The following is a 21,464-nucleotide window of genomic DNA, read 5'->3' as shown; positions in this document are numbered from 1 at the left end:
ACTCACCGGTATGTTTTTTCAAAATGGATTAAAGCAGACTTCCATGAACTTCCTTTCACATTATATAACCTAGTATACACGAAATTGGTGCTCGGCATCCGTTTTGCCTGGACTTAGGTCAAAATCAGTGTAGAATGTATCTTTCCACTGCACCATAAGACCTGTAAGGGTTTACATCTTTCGGAAGTGCTCCCAGCCCTTCAATTTACAGCAAATTCTGCCGAAAACAATATAAGATATGCATTCCACAAATTAGGAGAAGGGGAAAGTATGGAGAACAATAGTATTTTGCAACGCCGCAACAAAATGTTTGTCAAAATTATTTGGGCCATGGTTGTTCTGGGGGTGCTCACCGATGTTATGATCGGCGCAGATAGCTCCGTGTTGATTACACTTCTGGTCGTTGGGGGAGTGTGCTGCTCGATCGCTACCTATATGACCTATGCCAACAAAGGCTCCAATTACGTTATGTTCGTCATTCCAATCATTATCTCCCTGCTAACTTTTCTGCTGATTTACTCCGACCCCGACCCACTGGTTAGCACTTACTTACTCGTATACGTGAATGTCGGACTCATGACGTTGTATGCCAACTACAAGCCCATTGTGTTTTCCGGGATTCTCGGCTTAGTCCTTACTACATACTTTTTCAGCGTTCCATTCTATCACGATAAACTATTTCCCAGAGAGCCGCTGAGTTACTTGCTGCTGTACCTTTGCTTTATGACTGTGGCTTTGGCCTTTTCAGCTCGTTTCAGCGAGCGGCTGCAGAAGGAAGTGCTTGAAAAGCAGCAAAGCACAGAAGCAGCAAAACGTAGAGGGGACGAGCTGCTGGCGCATTTGCAGAGCTCGCTGGAGGTGCTGGGGCGCCTTAGTACGCAGCTACGGGATAACGTAAACATCACCGGGAGGATCTCCAAAGAAATTACCGTTACCTTCGGCAGTGTATCCGCTACGATGGAGAAACAGACGGAAGGGCTGCAGGAAACGACCAAGTCTGTACATGAAGTGAACCACGTAGTTGGGGAAACTGCCTCAATTTCAGCGCAGCTCCAGCAATTGTCCGATGAAATGCTGCAGAACACGGAAGCCGCCGGTCAAAGAATGGTTTCCTTATCCGCTCACATTGACAACTTGCAGCAGATCATCTCCCAGACCGTTGAACAAATGCAGCGGCTTCGCGATCAGAATGAGCAAGTCGGTCAAATCGTTGAAACTATTCACGGCATTTCCACCCAAACGAACCTGCTGGCTATGAATGCGGCGATTGAAGCAGCTCACGCCGGAGAACACGGTCGGGGATTTGCGGTCGTCTCCTCCGAAATTCGCAAGCTTGCTGAAACGTCTCAGCAGTCTACCGATCAGATTAATCGAATTCTTGCCGACGTGATCGGGCAAATCAACAGCGTCGCCGAGCAAATCTCGCTCGGATCTACAGCTATCGGCACCGGCAAAGTAGAAGCCACACAGGCCCAGGGCTTTGTCGAAAAAGTGGCGAACAGCGCTCAGGTTGTAAACCAGCAATCCACTCAAGTGGATCGTTCAGTCCAGCAAATGCAGGAAAAATACTCTAGCATTATGGAGGAAATTTTGGCTTTAGCCGAAGGCACTGAGCACAACATGAGCTCCGCAGAGGAAATTTTAGCAGGAATTGAAGCGCAGGATAGCAAAATTCACGAGATCGTGCAGCACTACAAGGATCTTGATCATCTGATTCTGACGCTGTCGAGCAGTTCATCCCAAGGTCAGGACGGGCCAAAAGAGCAGGAACAAGCAGAACAAATGCGCAAACAACTTTCGCCTGGCCTCTAAGCTGCTAAAAACGCATTAACAAAAAAGAAAAAACAAGCAGCGGTTGTGGTCAAGCCTACCACGATCAACACAAAAGGCTTGCCTAGTGGCAAGCCTTTTATCTTGTTAAATGAAACGGTTATGTAGATAAAGCTGATAATTTCGAGTGCTTCAGGTTTTCCATGACCCAATCAAATTGTTCCTTATGTTCATAAATTTCAGCCACATGAATAATAGCCGGGACGACATCAGCCCCTTTGTAGAAAAACTTGGTGCCTACTTTCGACATCGGTACATGGAAGGAAATCCTTAGAGCGCGTGACAATAGAGGGTCTAGGAGTGCCACAAGATGACGTATCTCATGCTCTTCGGAAAAAAAGACGATCGTCGCTAGCAGTCGGTCGAGATTTTTGCCTCGATGCTCCTTAAGCAGTGCGACCTTATCAACTTCCGAGACTTGCCCCGGTTCCGCAATCACAGCCGGATGCTCGGCAAACGGAGCAAGCTGGTTCAAGGGGAAATCTTTATTCGGCGAATAGGGCTTTATTTCCGCCGTAGCTACCGATTCCTGCTCGTCATCATATACGATGCACCTGCCTAACACCTCTGTCGAAAACTCCAACTCGAAGCCTTTTTCAAGCCAGGCTTGTGTCCAAATCCCGTTAAACAGCTGTTCCTCTTCCGGCGTTTCTACTACCTTATACAAGTTTCTCCCTCCTTTTTTTATGTATACCAAAATTGTAATATTTTAACGTAATTGTGGCAACGCAAAATGCTACATATTATGACATTATCTGCAATTATGTCCTGGTATCGCCTAATAAAAAAACGCCTTTCGGCGTTGGAGTATAACTTTTAGCTGCAAAAAGCGCATCTAAATGAGCTGATCATCCCTAATCATTCCAAAAAAGCCCCCGCTCCCGAAGGAACGAAGGCTTCCGCTTTGTGTGAATGATGCGCTTATTGTACGACCGCGACAACAATGGAAAGGACAAAGAATCCTACTGCTAATCCAACAGTTACCCGTTCCAAGACTAGCTCCATACCGCGAGCTTTCGTTTTACCAAAAAGATGTTCTGCACCCCCGGAGATGGCACCGGAGAGACCCGCGCTCTTCCCTTTCTGAAGCAATACTACCGTAATCAAACCGACCGAGAAAATAACGAGTAATACCTTCAAGAAAATATCCATTCTTACCACCTCCTAGGCGAATACTAGCTAATCTATTCCATATCATCATAAATTTACGATACAAAAACAGCATTATTATTGTAACATAGCGTTCTCTGAATAACAACCGTTTTCGATGTACTCTACACATTCACATATGATGGCATTTTGTAACGAAACGTCAACGCATTTTGTCATAATTTGTATTGGCAAATCCCGCTAAATCCATCCCAATATTACTGATATTGTACCAGATACCTCCTTTCATACATGTTACATTGTAATTAACTCATATTTCACACAGTCAGTCATTGGAGGGTAATTATGTCCAGGAAAAACAATCTTAAGCCAAAGGAAAAGTCGGGATCTTTTCAGAGAAAGCTGCTGGTGATTATTCTTGCAACTTCCCTCATTCCTCTCCTCGCCGCGAATCTGTTCCTCGTCCGCTATTTCGGCGGAGTAACGACAGATGATAGCAAGGAACTCACCCAAACCACGCTCGATATCAACATTTCCAGAATCGATCAATGGTTGTCCACAAGAATTTTTACGGTTGAACAGCTCGTTCAACATAACGAACAGTTCCAAACCGTAGACACCCAGCATGCCTTTCCGGTTCTGACTATTCTGCAACAAACCAGTGATCAGGATGAAGGGTATAGCATCATCGACAAGAATGGGCAATTAACGAACATGCTTAATATGCATGCCGATATGTCCAAAGGAGACTACTTCGTCAAAGCGAAGGAAACCCTTAAGCCAGCCTTCTCGGAAATGAGCTATCTCAAGCCCCTTAAAAAATGGATTATTCCGATCATTGTACCTATTACGAGCAAGGATAAGGAGTTTATTGGCGGCGTAGCGTTCTCCCTTACGCCAACGTTAATCACCGAAATGTGTAACAGCATTCATGTCGCAGATACCGGCTTTGGATACGTTGTATCGGATAAAGGGGTTTACTACAGCTATCCGGATCCGAAGCGCTTCGGCAAGAACATGAACGACTTCGCAAAAACCGACAGTGTGAAAAACGCCAACAAAACGATTCTCAGCAATAAGAGCGGATCCATCACTTATAAAGATGAAACAGGAAAAGAAGTGATTACATACTACGGAACTATTCCAAGCTCCGGATGGAAAATGGTCATCACCGTGCCGACCAGCGAAGTTTTTGCTAAGGTGAATGAAGCTCGGAACCTGGCTATTGCCATTGCCGTGGCTACAGTGATCATTGTCTCCATCATCGCCGTCCTGCTCGCCAGAATGACCGTTAAGCCAATTTTAGCGATGTCCCATGTCGTGAAGAAGGTAGCTGGCGGACATTTGAACGAGCGTGTTGAAGTCAAGTCGAAGGACGAAATTGGACAGATGAGCGAAAATATCAACATTATGATCGATTCTTTATCCGGCATGGTGAAACAAATCGATCAGACCATAGAGCGGGTCGCCGTCGCTTCGAATGAATTGCTTGATTCCACTCAAAAATCTTCAAAGGCTACGGAGCATATTACATTGGCGATTCAGGAAGTGGCCGGAGGCACCGAAACCCAACTGCAAGGTGCGGAGCAATCGGCTAGAGCGACCGAGGAAATGGCGGTTGGTGTACAGCGGATTGCTGAAGCTTCGGGTACTGTGGCTGGCCATGCAGAAACAGCTACCAACGAAGTAGAAAACGGATTTTTGGAAATTACATCAGCGATCAAGCAGATGAGCCAAATCCAAACCTCCGCCAACCAAACGGCAGAGCGGATCCAGAAATTGACCGAGCATTCCAATGAAATCGGTCAAATCGTTGGCGTTATTTCGGAAATCTCCAATCAAACGGCGCTGTTATCTCTGAACGCATCCATTGAAGCGGCCCGGGCTGGAGAGGAAGGGCGCGGCTTTGCCGTCGTCGCCGGCGAAGTCAAGAAGCTGGCTGAGCAAACGAAGGACTCTATTTCTCATATCGTTGAGCTCATTCAGTTTATTCAGCAGTCTACGATTCAAGCTTCGGATTCCATGAAGGACAATATTAATGATATTCTGGCCGGCATCGAGAAAATGGAAAAGGTTGGCGGCGCCTTCGATCATATCCGTCAATCGATTCATCACGTATCCTCTCAAATGCAGGATGTATCCGCGACGACCGAAGAAATCTCGGCGGGCACCGAGGAAATCGCCGCATCCGTCAATGGCATGTTGACAACAGCCCAAGGCTCGGCGCAAAGTGCCCAATCGGTTGCAAGTTCATCTACCCAGCAATCGGATATCATTAAGGGGATCGAATCGTCAGCGCAATCGCTCCATGAAATGATGAACGAGCTGCAAGAGCAAATCAAAGTCTTTAAAGCCTAATACCCATCACAAAAATACTCATGCAAACTAGCTTTACCACACTACGACTTGTGAAAATATGACCTGCAAAAAAACAGGACGTCCTCTCAGGGCGTCCTCAATTTATATTGATTAGTTATGAAATGATGATCGCCACACCATGAGCAGCGTTGACAGTATACATAGAAGGAACTATACTTCGAAGCAGTCGGCCCTCGTTTAAGGGACGTCTATATTTTTAAAACTTACGTAAACGTTTTCTCACTGAAAAAAGCAGCAGATTCCTGTGCAAGGAATCCATGTTGGTCGATATCAGGAGGTAACAATCATGAAGATTAATAAAAACACGTTGGGGTTTCGTCTTACCGTGCTCTTTTCAACAATTATGGTTCCCCTACTGCTAGTTCTCTTTGCGGCGGGCTATTACGCCAAGAGTGTCGTTCTTACCCAGGTGTCGAGCTCCTACCACAATTTGGTTAACTCCAATCTTCAAATGATTGAAAAGAGCTTGGAGGATATAACTACAAATCTGGTGGATATCGTTGATCACGATGATAACTTCCAGAAATTCGCACGGCCGGGTCTGACCGATTCCGAGTATTATTTTGCCCGGCTGGGATTGATACAGCGCAGTCAATCTTACCAGGCATATTACCATACTGTGGATATGTTCTACCTTTTTTCGAGGCCTAATAACTCTCTGACTGTCTCTAATGTTCTGGGGAATTCGGAAGCTTATATGGATGATGTCAAAGGGTGGATAACCTCCTCCATTCTTGACCCGAAATCTGACGAGAAGCTGCTATACAAATGGACAATTATTCAAATTCATGGAGATTATTATTTAAACAGAATCGTCAGCGACGGTCTGAGCAATAAAGCCTATATTGGTGCTTTGATTAAAATCGATTCGCTGAAGTCACCGTTGAACAGCTTGAAATTACAGGGCGGAGGAAATGTTCTGCTGGTTGGAAACAACGGAACCGTGTTAACTTCTCCTACTGAGTTTCTAGGCCCGGAATTTCGTTTGCCCGCCGAGAAAATGAACAGGAATTCCTCGTTTTCTTTTACCAACGGCAAAAGGAAGCTGTTTGTCATTGCCAGTCATTCGCCTGAGCTTGGGATTAGTATGGCCGTGGTCCTTCCTGATTCCGAGCTGCTTCAAGGGCTGAATTATTTTCAGGCTTTGGCCAATATACTGCCCCTATTCGCCTTTATCGTTCTCCTGCTATATCTCTATGTCTTTCGCAGAACAGTGATCCGTCCCATCCTCAATCTGCTATACGCTATCCATAGAATTCGGGATGGATCTATGGAGACGAAGCTGCCCGATTCGAACCTCATTGAATTTAAGAGCCTAAATCATGCCTTTAACAGCATGGTAAATGAAATCCAGCATTTGAAAATTGATGTGTACGAGGAACGATTGAACGCGCAAAATGCAGAGCTCAAGCACCTGCAAACGCAAATTAACCCCCACTTTTTTCTAAATACACTTAATATTATCTACCAGCTTGCCGACTTAAATCGAAATGAACTTGTGAAGAAGACCGTCCGCCATTTGGTCCAATATTTTCGATTTATGCTGCAGGTGAAGGAGAATCCTATTACGCTAGGCCAGGAATTAGATCATCTCCTGAATTATTTGGAAATTCAGAAAATGCGCTACCAGGATTTCTTTGAGTTCGACATCGATATTTCAGAGGAATTGAAGGAGGCAAGTATTCCTTCACTCATTGTGCAGCCCTTTGTGGAAAATGCCATGATCCATGGCATCAGTATGAGAAACGAAAAATTCCGTTTGCGTCTTTCGGCAAAATATGCTGAAGATCAGACAGATACGATGTGCATCGAAATTACAGATAATGGGAAAGGCACCACCGATGAAAAACTAGCTGAGCTGAATTCTTCTGACTATGCTCCCGGTTCTGAAGACAGACATATCGGGATCTGGAATGTAAAAAAGCGAGTCACGATGAACTATGGAGCAGAAGGCAGGATTTGTTTCAGTCATAACGAACCATCAGGGCTTCGGGTGCAGCTGTTTCTGCCGGTCCAGCATATAAAGGAGAGAGATTATGATTCGGATGCTGATTGTAGATGATGAGCAATTCGCGGTGGAGGGCATCCTCCGCAGCAACAATTGGAAGGAGCTTGGCATAGATGAGGTGCTTACAGCGTACCATGCAACCGTGGCAAGACAGATTATGCAGGACTTCCAAATCGATATTCTCATCTGCGATATTGAGATGCCGGATGAGGACGGATTGTCTCTAGTACGATGGGTCAAAGAGTTTTCAAATTCTACGCAATCCCTCTTTTTGACTTGCCATTCCGAATTTGATTATGCCAAACAGGCGATCAGTCTGGGGAGCAATGATTACTTGCTAAAGCCGGTAGACGGAGAAGAACTGGCCAAAGCCGTTGTCCGCATGCTGGATGCCATCAAGGAAAAAGAGGAGCATATCCGTTATAGCCAAATGTACCGAAAATACGCTTCACTGTGGGACAAGCAAAAACCGCGAATCTTGGAACACTTTTGGCAGGATTTACTGTCCCGAAAAATTCTTTCCTTTGGAGATTCCCTGGAGCGTGCAATTCAGGACGCCGGAATAGATCTCCACGCTGAGGACCAGATACTACCTATTCTCATCAGTATTGAAGAATGGCACAAGCCGCTTGATACTCGGGACCAGGAAATTATGGAATACGCGATAAAAAAGGCGGCGGAAGAAATTTGGGTGAACAATCATGATGGCGAAGTCATCACAGATAAAACAGGGGTGATATTCGTCCTCATACGGGCTTCCGAATTCATGGCCGGTACGGCAAAAAAGAAGCCAGATTGGGTGGAATGGAACAGCATAGGCGAGCATTTTATCCGTGTGTGTAGGGATTTATTTTATTGTTCGGTTACTTGTTATGTGGGCCATTATGTGCCGATTCAGGAATTGCCCGGACTATGCGAAAGTCTCAAAAATATGGAACGCGATAATGTTACCGAAACCCAGTCTGTTCTACGATATATTCGTAAATCCGTATCCCAGGTTGAATCAGCTGAGATCCCGGATGAAACCAGCATATCGGAATGGGCCGCATCTATGTTGAACGGTAATAAAGAGCTGACGATCCGTTTAATTCATCGGATGGTAGACAGATTGGAAGCGACGCCGAATATCCGGGGCAAGCACCTTAGCTGCCTTCACCAGGATACACTGCAAATCATTTATTATTTTCTTCAAGTTCAAGGCATCAGTTCAAATAATATCCCCGAGTTTTCCGTATGGACTTCAGCCAAAGTCCAGGGCTTAAAGCAGTATAAGCATTGGGCGGAGAATCTGGTGTCTGCCGTAATGGAAGCGGCTTTTGAGACTGGTGAACGGGACAGTGTGATCCAAAAATCGATTCGCTACATTCAACAAAATATAGAGGAGGAGCTGTCACGGGAGCATGTGGCTGCTTATGTCGGTCTTAATCCCGCGTATTTATCGCGCCTGTTCAAGAAGGAAACCGGACAAAACCTGATCGACTTTTTAATTGAAGCCAAAATGAATCGGGCTAAGGAACTGTTGGATACGACAGGGATGACAGTCAGTGCCATCGCCCAGCAGGTAGGGTACAGCAATTTTTCCCACTTTAGCAAAACGTTCCGAAAGCAGTTTGATGTGAATCCCCATGAATACCGGAATGTCACAAAAGGAGCGGAATGAGGTTACAAAAACGGTGGGGCCGACAATCCGCCGTTTGTATAATGAAGCCATATCAAATCAAAGAAGGTGGAGATATGGCTTCTGTAGAGGTATTGGAAGCGAAAAAGTACGTGTCGCAAAGGAAAAAAAGGACAAAGAAGCTATGGAAATACCGGTCACTGATCATTTTGGCGCTCCCCGGGGCCCTGCTGCTCTTCATCAATAATTATTTGCCTATGTTCGGTATCTTTCTGGCGTTCAAAAATTTGAACTATACCGACGGGATTTTGGGAAGCAAATGGGTCGGCCTGGATAATTTCAAATTTCTGTTCATTTCAAACGACGCCTGGATGATCATCAGGCACACGCTGCTGTACAATGTATCTTTTCTGATTATTAACACGGTACTGGCGATCTTGCTGGCTCTATTGCTGAACGAAGTCAAAAATCGCTTTTTATCGAAGTTTTTTCAAAGCACAGTGATTTTGCCGAATTTCATTTCCATGGTCATTGTAGGTTTCATTGTATACAGCTTTCTAAATCCTGAATTGGGTTTTGTAAACAAATTTATCCTTGAGCCTATGGGACGCGAGCCGATCAACTGGTATTCGACCCCTGAACCTTGGCCTTACATTCTAACTCTGGTTAACGCCTGGAAAAATGTTGGTTATTCGGCCATCGTCTATCTTGCGGCGATCATCGGTATTGACCCTGAGTACTATGAAGCCGCTGTCATTGATGGCGCAAGCAGATGGAAGCAGATGACCAAAATTACGGTACCTTTGATCGCTCCCGTCATTATTGTCTTAACCCTGCTCGCGATCGGAAAGATTTTTAATGCGGATTTCGGCTTGTTTTACCAGGCTACCATGGCCTCCGGCATGCTGAAAGAAACGACCGATGTGATCGATACTTACGTGTATAACGCATTGATGGTGACAGGAGATACCGGGCTCGCCTCCTCAGCGGGACTGCTTCAGTCGGTAGTCGGCTTTGTACTGGTTATATCGGTGAATCTGGTCATACGTAAATTCAGTAAAGAAAACGCTTTATTCTAGGAGGAGAATATGACGACAAAAAAACGGACCAATCCGGTCATTATTGCGGTGCTGTCGTTTTTTAGCCTCGCTTGCCTGATCCCGTTTTGGTTGGTGATGATGGTATCCTTCTCCGATGAGAACGAGGTGTTAAGAAGCGGATACGCTTTTTGGCCTCGGAAGTTCAGCCTTGTTGCCTACCAATACCTGCTGCAGGATTCTGAGAAAATTGTTCGCGCCTACGGAGTGTCGATTTTTGTCACTATTGTGGGGGTATTCATTAGCTTGTTTGTCACCTCAGCGATGGCTTATACGATGTCCCGCCAAGATTTCCCGCTCAAAGGATCGCTCAGCATCTACATTCTGGTTACTATGCTGTTCTCAGGCGGGCTGCTTCCCTGGTACTTAGTTTACACACGTCTCCTTCATGTTCAGGATACGCTGCTGGCACTCATAATCCCCGGCTTAATCGGGGGCTTCAATGTCATCATTATGCGAACCTTTTTTACGACGAGCATCCCTCCTTCTTTGATTGATTCAGCTCAAATGGATGGAGCCGGAGAATTCAGAACCTATTTCAGTATTATTTTGCCGCTGTCACTGCCCGTGATGGCCACGATTGGGCTATTTACTACGGTGTCATATTGGAATGATTGGTTTACAAGTCTCGTGTTTATTCAAAACGAAAAGCTGTACTCTTTGCAATACCTGTTGAACAAAACACTGATGAACGCTTCGTTTCTCCAATCCATTGCAAGCAAGTCTTATAGCTCCACAGCGCAGGTCACCCAGCCGCTGGAATCGATCCGTATGGCTATGGCCATGGTGGCGATCGCTCCCTTGGTACTTGTGTTTCCCTTCCTGCAAAAGTATTTTGTCAAAGGGCTTACCGTCGGGGCGGTAAAGGGCTAGCGAACGATTTTCGATCAGCAATAAACACATTTAATGATCATTAAGGGAGGTTAAGTTTTATGAAGAGATTCAAGAAAGGTACGATACTTCTCACTTCGATTCTACTGATGATATTCATGACAATGACAGGCTGTTCCGGAAACTCCAGCAGTAATTCCACCTCTTCTAACGGCGGCGACAATGCATCTGGAGGACTTAAGCCTTATGAAGTAGTCATGGTTTATCCCAATGCTCCGCAGAAGGATACGGCACTGGTTCAAGACGCCATGAACGAATATTTGAAAAAGACCTATCCAGAGCTAAACGTTTCGGTCAAGCTTAATCCCATTGACTGGGGGGCATGGACCGATAAGACAAATCTGATGATGGCATCCGGCGAAAAATTTGATCTGATCTTTACGGCCAACTGGCTCAATTTTCAACAACAGGTAACCAAGGGAGCCTTGCTTCCACTGGATGATTTGCTTGCCAAATATGGACCTGACATCGAAGCGGTGGAGAAAGATTATCACGATGCGGCAAAACGGGGCGGTAAACTGTACGGTATCCATACCCACCAAGAGCTTGGCAATCCTCAAGGCCTGGCCTTCAGTAAAGAACTGGTGGATAAATACCACTTCGACCTTAGTGTATTTAAATCCGGGGATATTAAAGATCTGGAGCCCATGCTGAAGGTAATTAAGGAAAATGAACCCGACGTAACCCCCTTTGTGATACCGGCTTATCCGCTTGACGCTTATTACGGCAACGGCAGCAATGACGGGGTAGCTAATGTAGCCGTTCTGCCGCTGGATGCTGCTCCTGGCAACGAATATAAGGTGGTTGATTCTTACGAAACCCCCAAATATATGGAATTGGCCAAGCTGATGAACTCATGGTTCAAGAATGGTTACATCAATAAAGATGCTACTACAGCGGGATTGGACAACTGGAAGAAATTTCAGGCTAAACGGGCGTTCGCGACGATGGCCGATATGGATATCATCGCCGATCTGGAGATCGGAAAAGCTGCTCCAATGCCGAGTAAAAGTACAAGTACCGGAACGGATATTATTCAGGTTCCACTCAAAATTGACCGATTGCAGACTGATAAAATGGCTGCGGCCATGCAGGGCATTTCCAAGACCTCAAAAGATCCGGAGCGTGCAATGATGCTGTTGAATTTATTTTATAAAGATAAGAATCTGCTTACATTGTTCAACTTTGGCGTTGAGGGAAAGCACTATGTATTGAAAAACGGTCAAATCGCACTTCCTGATGGAAAAACGTCCGACTCCGTAGGTTATTATCCTGGGACGGAATATCAAATTGGTAATCAGCTGTTGAATTATACTCGTGTAGGCGAAGATCCGAACAAATATAAGAATTACGAGCAGTTTAACAAGAAGGTTGCCGAGAAGAAGTCACGAGTCTTTGGATTTGTTTTTGATCCGGAGCCGGTCAAGGATATTATGATTTCGCTGGACAACGCCAAGAAGCAATATGACGAAGGCTTGAAGTCGGGACAGTTGAACCCGGAGGAAAACTTGCCAAAACTAGTGGATAAAATGAAAGCGGCCGGGCTGGATAAATTCATGGCGGAAGCACAACGACAACTGGACGAATGGCGAAAGGCAAACAACAACTAACAATAACAGTTATGCGTGGAAGGGTGTAAACCTTGCGTTTATGCCCTTTTGCTGTATGAATCTTTTGGATGAAAAAGGAGTTAAACCTATGAATAAAACATCGATCACACATTTTGATATATATCCGGATCAGGCTCAATACAGACCTGGACAGCAGGGAAACGCCATTATTGAACTGGAGGCTGCAACCGATGGCCTATTTCAAGTTGATGTAGAGATCTACCGAATCGAACAGCTTCTATCTGCCGTTAAACTCGAAGTCATATGCAAGGCAGGAGAAAGAACTATACTGTCTGTGCCTTTGGTGCTCGATGGAGAGGAGTGGGAGAGTTACGGGATACAAGCGCGCTTGTCCCAGGATAATCAGATACTTCTAACGAAGGCAACCGCTTATGATATAGCAGATCATTGGAGACGGGCACCGCGTTATGGATTCCTTAGCGATTTCCGCGCGGAAGAGAAAGGCAAGCTTCAAGATGTGGAGAGCCTGAATAAGTTCCATTTAAACGTAGTTCAGTTCTACGACTGGATGTACCGACACGATGAGCTTATCCCCCCTCATGATGAATTTCTCGATCCTATGGGGCGGGAGCTGTCGTATAAGGTTGTGCGTGAGAAAATTGCCGCTGTCCAGCAAAAGGGAATGGCTGCCATGGCCTATGGTGCTGTTTATGCGGGACTTAAGGATTTTCTTGAAGAGCATAAAGACTGGGGATTGTACAAAAGAAACGGCGAGCCTTTCCATTTAATCGATATTTTTTATATCATGGACATTATGCCAGGATCCCCTTGGTCCGATCATATTGTGGAGCAATTCCGTCAAGTAGTTGAGGCTGGCTTTGATGGTATCCATATGGATCAATACGGATTTCCGAAAAAGGCATTCCGGCACATCGGGGATAAAGAGGAGCTTGTAGATTTGGCTGAATGCTATCCTCTGCTTATTGACAGGACAAAGGAGGAGGTACTCAAGATCAACTCTGAGGCCGGCTTGATTTTTAATAACGTAGGCAATTACCCAATTCACAAAACAGCTATGAGTAACCAAGATGCGCTATATATTGAGGTTTGGCCGCCTGTGATCCATTTGAGGGAGCTTAAGGGCCTGATTGACAACGCCAAGGCGCTTGGCAGCCAGAAACAGGTTATTCTATCCGCTTATCTTCCATCATTTCATCCCAAAGCGGGTCATGATCCTGAGTGGGCGGAGAACGGGGCCGTGCTGACTATGGCCACCATATTTGCCAGCGGGGGGTATCATTTGCTGCTGGGCGAAAATATGAAAATGCTGACCACGGCTTATTATCCGGATTACGCCGCCATGAGGCCTTCTTTTATAGGGGAAGTCCGACGGTATTACGACTTTATTGTTCGTTTCGGTAAGCTGTTGTACGACCACCACCTGGACGATATTTCTTTTACCTATACGGGTGGCGTGAATACGGAAATCACCTTTGCTGGCGATAGTGAATTTGCTCCAAATGGCGATATCGGAAAAGTCTGGACCTTGATTAAGCGATTGCCGGGATATCAGATTCTTCACTTGATCAATCTGGTTGGTTTGGAAGATGATTACTGGGAGCATGGCAAGAAACAGCGACCTATCCGGCAAAACAACATCCGCTGCACGGTTTTGATGGAACATCTCGTTGAAGGCGTATATGCGGCTAGTCCAGACTTTCCTTCCGGAGAGGTTCTTTCCCTTTGCTATGAGATCGTAGAACATGAGCAGGGGCAAGCCCTTCAATTTGAAATTCCAAGCCTTGATGTATGGACGATGGTCTATATCAAATGGGCCGATCAATAAAGTCAGGAGCAGGCACCAAAAACCAAGGAGCTAAGCGAGAACAGATCGCTTAGCTCCATCAATTATTTGAGAATATTCCATAACTCACTATTTAGACAGTTTATATACCCGGGCCTCATATGGTCGTAAATCGACTTGGCGCACGTCTTCGGAGGCAGGGATGTCATAGTTGCTAATCAGCAGCTCAGCGGTTCTTTCCCCCGAGATCGCTTCTACCTTGGACCAGTTCCATTCAAACCGGGCCGGCTTATCATAAAAATTCAAAATAATAAGGAGTCGTTCCTCCCCGAATGTCCGGGTATAAGCAAACACCTGCTCATCGTCGGCGTTCAGCAGCTCGAATGCACCGTATACTATGACGTCATGCTGCTTCCGCAGCCGGATCAGCTTTTGATAGTAATGGAATATCGAGTCTTCGTCGGCCAATGCGCGCTCCACATTGATTTCCGGGTAATTCGGATTGACAGTGAGCCATGGCGTTCCTGTCGTAAACCCGGCATGAGGATGGTTCCCGGTCCACTGCATCGGTGTGCGGGCATTGTCTCTACCTTTTGCATAAATCGACTCCATGACCTCGGAAGGCTCCTGTCCCTGATCTATGCACTCCTGATATCTGTTCAGTGTCTCGATGTCGCGGTATTCTTCAATCGTATCGAACCGGACATTGGTCATCCCGATTTCTTCACCCTGATAAATGTACGTTGTCCCCTGCAGCGTATGCAGCATAGTCGCCAGCATTTTTGCCGATTTGTTGTGATATTCCTTGTCGTTACCGAATCGCGAAAGCAGCCGCGGCTGATCGTGATTGTTTAAGTAAATGCTGTTCCACGCCTTGCCTTCAAGCGATGTTTGCCACTTGGAGATGATCTTTTTGAAATCGGTCAGCTTCCAAGGGGTTACCTCCCATTTGCCGCTCGGCCCGGAGTCTATTCCCATCAGCTCAAACTGAAACACCATATTCAGCTCGTGACGGTCCGTACCGGCATACTTAATGACATCCTCAGGCGTAACATCTAGCGTCTCACCCACAGTCATAATATCGTATTTGGATAAAACCTCACGGTTCATTTCCTGAATAAATTCATGGACCCGGGGGCCATTAATAAAACGCGGACCATCGCCGCCATCCTTCATGCTTGGCAGTCCCGGCGCCTTGGAGATCAGGTTGATCACATCCATCCGGAATCCGTCGATCCCTTTATCCAGCCACCAGGTCATCATATCGTACACCTCCCGGCGGACTTTGGGATTTTCCCAATTCAGGTCGGGCTGCTTTTTGGAGAAAATATGCAGGTAATATTCGTCCGTCGTCGCATCATACTGCCAGGCCGGTCCGCTGAAGAACGAACCCCAGTCATTCGGCGCTTCCCCGTTCTTGCCAGGACGCCAAACATAGTAATCTCTGTACGGGTTGTCCTTGGATTTGCGCGATTCCACAAACCAGTGATGCTCGTCCGAGCTATGGTTGACCACCAGGTCCATGATGAGCTTCATGCCCCGCTGATGCAGCCCTTCTAGCAGCTCCTCCCAATCCGTCATCGTGCCGAATTCATGCATGATCCCTTGATAGTTGCTGATATCGTACCCGTTATCATCATTCGGAGATTCGTATACCGGGCACAGCCAGACGACATCTATGCCCAGGGTTTTCAAGTAATCCAGCTTGGAGATGATCCCTTGCAAATCTCCGATACCGTCGCCGTTGCTATCCATAAAGCTCCGCGGGTAAATTTGATAGACGACGCTCTCTTTCCACCATTTCTTGTCTACACTTTTCGTCATTTGTACGCCTCCTGTATTTAGTACTCGTTTTGCTTCCAAATTTATAGTAAACGTTTACGTTGCAGCGACACGAATTTCATATGTCTGCTCACCGCTATTGATAAGCAGCAGCGGTGACGCTGTACCCGCCTTAACTTGGCGGGCATACCGTCCTCCGCTTAATCAGTTCGTGTGGAACGATCTCGCTGTCCGCAGGAGCACCACTTTCCATCATCGCAATCAGCTTGCGCGAGGCGAGCCGTCCCATCTCTTGAAGCGGCTGAGACACCGTGGTCAGCGGCGGATTGCTCATCTCGGCCAGTTTTAAGTTATCGAATCCGATGACCGATAACTGCTCCGGTACGGAGATGCCAAGTCGCGACGCAGCCGAAATGGCCCCGATCGCCATCTCGTCCCCGGCGGCGAACACCGCAGTCACATCAGACACTGAAGCTAGCAGCCGTTCTGTTGCTGCCACGCCCCCTTCAAAGGAAAAGCCGCCGTCCAAAATAAGATCGTCGCGAGTCTCAACTCCATGATCTTTCAGAGCCTGGCGGAAGCCTTCTATTCTCGGGCGACCGGCGATCGGATCGAGCCATGATCCACCAATCATAGCAACTCGGCGATGTCCCTGGCGAATCAGATAATCCGCCGCATCATATGAAGCCTGATAGTCATCTACTTTGACATATGGAACCTGGTCATAGTCCGACTTCGTCGCCACCAGTACGACCGGGGTTCCCATCGTCTGCATCGCTTTATAGTAATCCTCCTTCAGCACGCCGCTCGAAAAAATAATTCCATCTACTTGCTTCTCCCGCAGCACCTGCAAGTATTTCATCGTCCGCTTGCCGTCTTCCGCCGTGTTACAAACGATGACACTGTAATTGTGCTTGTGAGCTTCTTCCTCCACGCCATGCAAGATCTCAGAGGAGAACGAGCTGGACACGTTGGGAAACAGCACTCCGATCGTTTGCGTCCGCTTGTTGATTAGCCCCCTGGCTATCGCGTTTGGCTGATAGCCCAGCTCTTTTATCGCTTGCATAACTTTTTGCTTCGTATCCTCGGAATAGCCTGGCAGATTGTTTAACACACGAGATACTGTCGCCACCGACACCTCAGCTCTCTGAGCCACATCTTTAATCGTAGCACTCATGACATCCCCCCCTTCGTTTTACTGCTAGTTTCTATATACGTAAACGTTTACGTTACCTGTTTGATTTCACTATATAGTATTTCCGTAAAGACTGTCAATAAGACTTTCTCATTCACCATTAATGTGGGCTAGAGAACTGTTTCCTCTTACCCTTGGGAAAAAATAAGGGACTTTTATGAACCTATTGGAGCAAAATGTCGACCTATTGACCAAATAAGGGTTATTTATGTACCTATTTTCGTATCAAGATGCGGAAAAACGCTCTTTTGGCATCACTTTTAGAAAATAAGGCCAAAAAATTCCCCTATTTTCATCAAAGCCCTGGAAAAAGCGCAAATAGGGTCATTTTTTACCCCTATTAGGGTGGCCGGTGTCTGCTATTCAGAGCACGAGCAGAGAAATTGCCCGCAAAAAAGCTCCCAACCCGCATAATTCTCACGGGTAAGGAGCCTGCATCAAACAAAAAGGAGAGAGGACGATTAGTCCTCTCTCCGATTACATCGCTACGGCTTAGTGTTTCAGGTTGTAGAAGGATTTCAAGCCGTTGTATTGAGCCAGTTCGCCCAATTGATCTTCGATGCGAAGCAATTGGTTGTATTTCGCGATACGGTCTGTACGGGAAGGAGCACCGGTTTTGATTTGGCCGGCATTCGTTGCCACGGCGATATCAGCGATGGTGCTGTCTTCGGATTCACCGGAACGGTGCGATACAACTGCAGTGTATCCAGCACGTTTTGCCATTTCGATCGCGTCGAACGTTTCTGTCAAAGTACCGATTTGGTTAACTTTGATCAAGATGGAGTTCGCGATGCCTTCTTTAATACCTCTTTCCAGACGTTCGGTGTTGGTTACGTACAGGTCGTCGCCGACGAGTTGGATTTTGCTGCCCAGTTTGTCGGTGAGCAATTTCCAGCCTTCCCAGTCGTCTTCAGAGCAGCCGTCTTCGATGGTGATGATCGGATATTTGTCAACCCAAGATGCGAGCAGGTCAACGAATTCAGCGGAAGTAAAGGATTTTCCTTCACCTTCCAGATGGTATTTGCCGTCTTTGTAGAATTCAGTCGAAGCAACGTCCATACCCAGGAATACGTCTTTACCAGGAGTATAGCCGGCTTTCGTAATAGCTTCCATGATCGAGGACAAAGCGTCTTCGTTGGAAGTGAAGTTAGGAGCAAAACCGCCTTCGTCGCCAACAGCTGTGTTCAAGCCTTTAGCTTTCAGAACGGATTTCAGGTTGTGGAAGATTTCTGCGCCAGTACGAAGAGCTTCTTTGAAGCTAGGTGCGCCAACTGGCAGAATCATAAATTCTTGTACGTCTACGTTGTTGTCGGCATGTGCGCCGCCGTTCACGATGTTCATCATCGGAACTGGAAGTTGTTTTGCGTTGAATCCGCCGAGGTAAACATACAGAGGCAGATCCAAAGCGTCAGCTGCTGCGCGAGCTACAGCCATGGAAACAGCAAGAATCGCATTTGCGCCGAGTTTGCCTTTGTTTGGAGTTCCGTCCAAAGCGATCATCAATTTATCGATGCCGAGTTGGTCAAGAGCGTCCATACCGATAACTTCTGGAGCGATAATTTCGTTTACGTTCTCAACGGCTTTCAGAACGCCTTTGCCGAGGTAACGGGATTTGTCGTCATCGCGAAGCTCAACAGCTTCGTGGATACCCGTGGATGCACCGGATGGAACGATAGCGCGGCCAATTGCGCCGGACTCCAGATATACTTCAACTTCTACAGTTGGGTTACCGCGGGAGTCGAGGACTTCGCGTGCGTATACGTCAGAAATAATAGTCATTTGTACAGTCTCCTTTTTGTTGGTTAATGTTCAAATTTATTTTAAATTTGACTTACTTATGCTTTGCGGCTGGCGATCATCGATACGCCTGTCATTTCAGCTGGCTTTGGCAGACCCATCAGGTCGAGCAGCGTCGGTGCTACATCGGCGAGGACGCCGCTGTCGCGTAATACGACGTTTTCGGCAGTCACGATAAACGGAACCGGGTTTGTGGTATGGGAGGTAATCGTATTACCTTTCTCATCAAACACCATGTCCGCATTCCCGTGGTCAGCCAGGATGACGACAACTCCGCCTTTGGCAGTCACGGCGTCAACCACTTTGCCTACGCATTCGTCGGTTACTTCGACTGCTTTTTTCGTCGGCTCAAGCAGACCGGAGTGACCAACCATGTCCGGGTTGGCGAAGTTAAGAATAATCGCGTCGAATTCATCCGATTCGATTTCTTTTACGCAAGCCGCAGCCACTTCATAAGCACTCATTTCTGGTTGCAGATCATAGGTTGCTACCTTCGGCGAATTGATCAGCACGCGCTTTTCACCTGGAAGCTGAACATCGCGGCCGCCGCTGAAGAAGAACGTTACGTGCGGATATTTCTCGGTTTCTGCGATACGAAGCTGTTTCTTGCCGTTTTGGACAAGCACTTCACCGAACGTATTATCAAGGTTCTTCGGCTTGTACGCTACGTAACCGTCCACCGTTTCAGCGAACAATGTCAAGCAGACGAAGTACAGGTCGGTCGGGAACCCTGGTCCACGATCAAAGCCTTGGAAATCCTTGTTCGTAAACACGTTGGACAATTGGATCGCACGGTCCGGACGGAAGTTGAGGAATATGACGGAATCGCCGGACTCAACAAGTCCAACCGGTTGGTCCTGATCGTCTACGATGACAGTCGGCATAACGAATTCGTCAAATACCGATTTTTCATAGGATTCTTTAACCGCTTTGATGGGGTCGGTATATTTCGGACCATCGCCATAAACCATGGCACGGTACGATTTTTCCACACGTTCCCAACGTTTGTCGCGGTCCATCGCATAGTAACGACCTTGAACCGTAGCGATTTTGCCTACACCGAGTTCGTTGATTTTAGCGATCAGGCTATCAAGGAAACCTACGGCACTGTCCGGCGCAACGTCGCGTCCGTCCAGGAACGCATGAATATAAACTTCATGCATACCTTCCTTCTTAGCCAGTTCCAGCATCGCATAAAGGTGATTAATGTGGCTGTGTACGCCGCCGTCGGACAAAAGGCCGTACAGATGAAGCTTCTTCCCTTTCGACTTCGCGCTGCGAACTGCACCCACCAGCGATTCGTTCTCGAAGAAATCTCCTTCGCGAATCGATTTGGTAATCCGGGTAAGGTCTTGATATACAACCCGGCCGGCGCCGATGTTCAAATGGCCAACTTCAGAGTTGCCCATTTGCCCTTCTGGCAGACCGACAGCTTCTCCGGAAGCACGCAGGGTAGTATTTGGATATTGCTTCAGATAACGGTCATAGTTCGGCTTGTGGGCTTGGGCAACAGCGTTGCCTTCCACCGTGTCGCGAAGACCGAATCCGTCCATGATAATTAAAGCTACTGGTCTTGGAGTTGTTGCCAATTATTTCGCCCCCTCAACCAGTTGAATATACGATGCTGGCTGCAGGCTGGCACCACCAACGAGCGCTCCGTCGATGTCGCTTTGGCCCATATATTCTTTTACGTTTTCCGGTTTTACACTGCCGCCGTATTGGATACGGATTTTTGCAGCAACATCGTCGCCGTACAAGCCTTTCACCAGGCTGCGGATGTAGGAAATCACTTCATTCGCGTCCTGTGAAGTCGAGGATTTGCCAGTACCGATCGCCCAGATTGGTTCATAAGCGATAACAACTTCAGCGGCTTGCTCAGCAGTTAAGCCTTTCAAAGCAGCTTCCGTTTGTACTTTAACTACGTCCTTCGTCTTGCCAGCTTCGCGTTCTTCCAGCTTCTCGCCTACGCAAGGAATTGGAGTCAAGCCATGTTTAAAGGCTGCATGGATTTTCTTGTTAACGATTTCGTCGGTTTCGCCAAAATAAGCACGGCGTTCGGAGTGTCCAATGATCACATAGTCGACACCGAGTGCCTTCAGCATTCCTCCGCTAATTTCGCCGGTGAATGCACCTTCATCCTCGAAGTGCATATTTTGAGCACCGATTTTGATGGAAGTTCCTTTTGCCGCTTCCACCAAAGCCGGAAGGTTCGTGAACGGAGCGCAAATGACGCTTTCGACGCCTGCTACTTCCGCCTTGCCTTTTACGGCTTCGAAGAAAGCTTTCGCTTCAGGAACGGTTTTGAACATTTTCCAGTTCCCTGCAATGATAGGTGTTCTCATGGAACCCCCTCCTTTTATTCATTCCTAGCTGTAAAATTTA

The 21,464-nt window shown here is 46.9% G+C and carries 15 protein-coding genes; 8 read left to right on the top strand and 7 right to left on the bottom strand.

Translation table 11 applies throughout. The annotated features are described in order from the left end of the window. Positions 1-270: 270 nt before the first annotated feature. Positions 271-1,812, top strand: a complete 1,542-nt coding sequence (locus tag ACFQ3W_RS03170) for a methyl-accepting chemotaxis protein (RefSeq protein WP_379316540.1) — start codon at positions 271-273, stop codon at positions 1,810-1,812. A gap of 118 nt (positions 1,813-1,930) precedes the next feature. Here ACFQ3W_RS03170 and ACFQ3W_RS03165 read toward each other — a convergent pair whose 3' ends face one another. Both ACFQ3W_RS03165 and secG read right to left on the bottom strand, forming a co-directional pair. Beyond that, a complete protein-coding gene (locus ACFQ3W_RS03165; protein ID WP_379316538.1) occupies positions 1,931-2,497 on the bottom strand; it encodes a hypothetical protein in 567 nt (188 codons plus the stop codon). Positions 2,498-2,751: 254 nt separating this feature from the next. Beyond that, entirely contained in the window at positions 2,752-2,982 is a 231-nt protein-coding gene (secG, locus tag ACFQ3W_RS03160) for a preprotein translocase subunit SecG (protein ID WP_379316536.1), read from the bottom strand. Between the two features lie 303 nt (positions 2,983-3,285). Here secG and ACFQ3W_RS03155 point away from each other — a divergent pair, with 303 nt between their 5' ends. The 7 genes from ACFQ3W_RS03155 to ACFQ3W_RS03125 all read left to right on the top strand — a co-directional run bounded on the left by ACFQ3W_RS03155 (position 3,286) and on the right by ACFQ3W_RS03125 (position 14,350). Beyond that, a complete protein-coding gene (locus ACFQ3W_RS03155) occupies positions 3,286-5,298 on the top strand; it encodes a methyl-accepting chemotaxis protein (protein ID WP_379316534.1) in 2,013 nt (670 codons plus the stop codon). A gap of 307 nt (positions 5,299-5,605) precedes the next feature. Further along, complete coding sequence (locus ACFQ3W_RS03150; protein ID WP_379316532.1) at positions 5,606-7,381, top strand: sensor histidine kinase; 1,776 nt, start codon at positions 5,606-5,608, stop codon at positions 7,379-7,381. After that, positions 7,356-8,987, top strand: coding sequence for a response regulator transcription factor (locus ACFQ3W_RS03145; protein WP_379316531.1), 1,632 nt, complete (start codon positions 7,356-7,358; stop codon positions 8,985-8,987). The genes ACFQ3W_RS03150 and ACFQ3W_RS03145 overlap by 26 nt, the downstream gene beginning before the upstream one ends. Positions 8,988-9,061: 74 nt before the next feature. After that, entirely contained in the window at positions 9,062-10,024 is a 963-nt protein-coding gene (locus ACFQ3W_RS03140; RefSeq protein ID WP_379317193.1) for an ABC transporter permease, read from the top strand. Positions 10,025-10,033: 9 nt separating this feature from the next. Further along, entirely contained in the window at positions 10,034-10,915 is an 882-nt protein-coding gene (locus tag ACFQ3W_RS03135; RefSeq protein ID WP_379316529.1) for a carbohydrate ABC transporter permease, read from the top strand. A 59-nt stretch (positions 10,916-10,974) separates the two neighbouring features. Continuing rightward, complete coding sequence (locus ACFQ3W_RS03130) at positions 10,975-12,543, top strand: ABC transporter substrate-binding protein (protein ID WP_379316527.1); 1,569 nt, start codon at positions 10,975-10,977, stop codon at positions 12,541-12,543. A gap of 88 nt (positions 12,544-12,631) precedes the next feature. Then, on the top strand, positions 12,632-14,350 hold the full coding sequence (locus ACFQ3W_RS03125; protein WP_379316525.1) for a glycoside hydrolase family 66 protein: 1,719 nt from the start codon (positions 12,632-12,634) through the stop codon (positions 14,348-14,350). 87 nt (positions 14,351-14,437) lie between these two features. Here the strand turns inward: ACFQ3W_RS03125 and ACFQ3W_RS03120 are convergent, their stop codons facing one another. From ACFQ3W_RS03120 to tpiA, 5 genes are all read right to left on the bottom strand, one after another. Further along, complete coding sequence (locus tag ACFQ3W_RS03120; RefSeq protein WP_379316523.1) at positions 14,438-16,132, bottom strand: glycoside hydrolase family 13 protein; 1,695 nt, start codon at positions 16,130-16,132, stop codon at positions 14,438-14,440. Between the two features lie 130 nt (positions 16,133-16,262). Further along, positions 16,263-17,267, bottom strand: coding sequence for a LacI family DNA-binding transcriptional regulator (locus ACFQ3W_RS03115; protein ID WP_379316521.1), 1,005 nt, complete (start codon positions 17,265-17,267; stop codon positions 16,263-16,265). Positions 17,268-17,777: 510 nt separating this feature from the next. Beyond that, positions 17,778-19,064, bottom strand: coding sequence for a phosphopyruvate hydratase (gene eno / locus ACFQ3W_RS03110; RefSeq protein ID WP_379316519.1), 1,287 nt, complete (start codon positions 19,062-19,064; stop codon positions 17,778-17,780). A gap of 56 nt (positions 19,065-19,120) precedes the next feature. Continuing rightward, positions 19,121-20,671: a 2,3-bisphosphoglycerate-independent phosphoglycerate mutase gene (gene gpmI / locus ACFQ3W_RS03105; protein WP_379316517.1), complete on the bottom strand. Its 1,551-nt coding sequence runs from the start codon at positions 20,669-20,671 to the stop codon at positions 19,121-19,123. Continuing rightward, on the bottom strand, positions 20,672-21,424 hold the full coding sequence (tpiA, locus tag ACFQ3W_RS03100) for a triose-phosphate isomerase (RefSeq protein WP_379316516.1): 753 nt from the start codon (positions 21,422-21,424) through the stop codon (positions 20,672-20,674). Positions 21,425-21,464 lie beyond the last annotated feature (40 nt).

This window comes from Paenibacillus puldeungensis (genome assembly GCF_042678945.1).
In the GTDB taxonomy this organism is placed as follows: Bacteria; Bacillota; Bacilli; order Paenibacillales; family Paenibacillaceae; genus Fontibacillus; species Fontibacillus puldeungensis.
The sequence above is the reverse complement of the archived record's forward strand: the minus strand, read 5'-3'. Positions and strand labels throughout refer to the sequence as shown.

Bases quoted from the DNA above. Each gene is read 5' to 3' on its own strand.
- secG (WP_379316536.1), bottom strand. From the start codon at position 2,982: ATGGATATTTTCTTGAAGGTATTACTCGTTATTTTCTCGGTCGGTTTG.
- ACFQ3W_RS03135 (WP_379316529.1), top strand. From the start codon at position 10,034: ATGACGACAAAAAAACGGACCAATCCGGTCATTATTGCGGTGCTGTCG.
- ACFQ3W_RS03115 (WP_379316521.1), bottom strand. From the start codon at position 17,267: ATGAGTGCTACGATTAAAGATGTGGCTCAGAGAGCTGAGGTGTCGGTG.
- ACFQ3W_RS03155 (WP_379316534.1), top strand. From the start codon at position 3,286: ATGTCCAGGAAAAACAATCTTAAGCCAAAGGAAAAGTCGGGATCTTTT.
- ACFQ3W_RS03125 (WP_379316525.1), top strand. From the start codon at position 12,632: ATGAATAAAACATCGATCACACATTTTGATATATATCCGGATCAGGCT.
- eno (WP_379316519.1), bottom strand. From the start codon at position 19,064: ATGACTATTATTTCTGACGTATACGCACGCGAAGTCCTCGACTCCCGC.
- ACFQ3W_RS03150 (WP_379316532.1), top strand. From the start codon at position 5,606: ATGAAGATTAATAAAAACACGTTGGGGTTTCGTCTTACCGTGCTCTTT.
- ACFQ3W_RS03140 (WP_379317193.1), top strand. From the start codon at position 9,062: ATGGCTTCTGTAGAGGTATTGGAAGCGAAAAAGTACGTGTCGCAAAGG.
- ACFQ3W_RS03120 (WP_379316523.1), bottom strand. From the start codon at position 16,132: ATGACGAAAAGTGTAGACAAGAAATGGTGGAAAGAGAGCGTCGTCTAT.
- ACFQ3W_RS03130 (WP_379316527.1), top strand. From the start codon at position 10,975: ATGAAGAGATTCAAGAAAGGTACGATACTTCTCACTTCGATTCTACTG.
- ACFQ3W_RS03145 (WP_379316531.1), top strand. From the start codon at position 7,356: ATGATTCGGATGCTGATTGTAGATGATGAGCAATTCGCGGTGGAGGGC.
- tpiA (WP_379316516.1), bottom strand. From the start codon at position 21,424: ATGAGAACACCTATCATTGCAGGGAACTGGAAAATGTTCAAAACCGTT.
- ACFQ3W_RS03170 (WP_379316540.1), top strand. From the start codon at position 271: ATGGAGAACAATAGTATTTTGCAACGCCGCAACAAAATGTTTGTCAAA.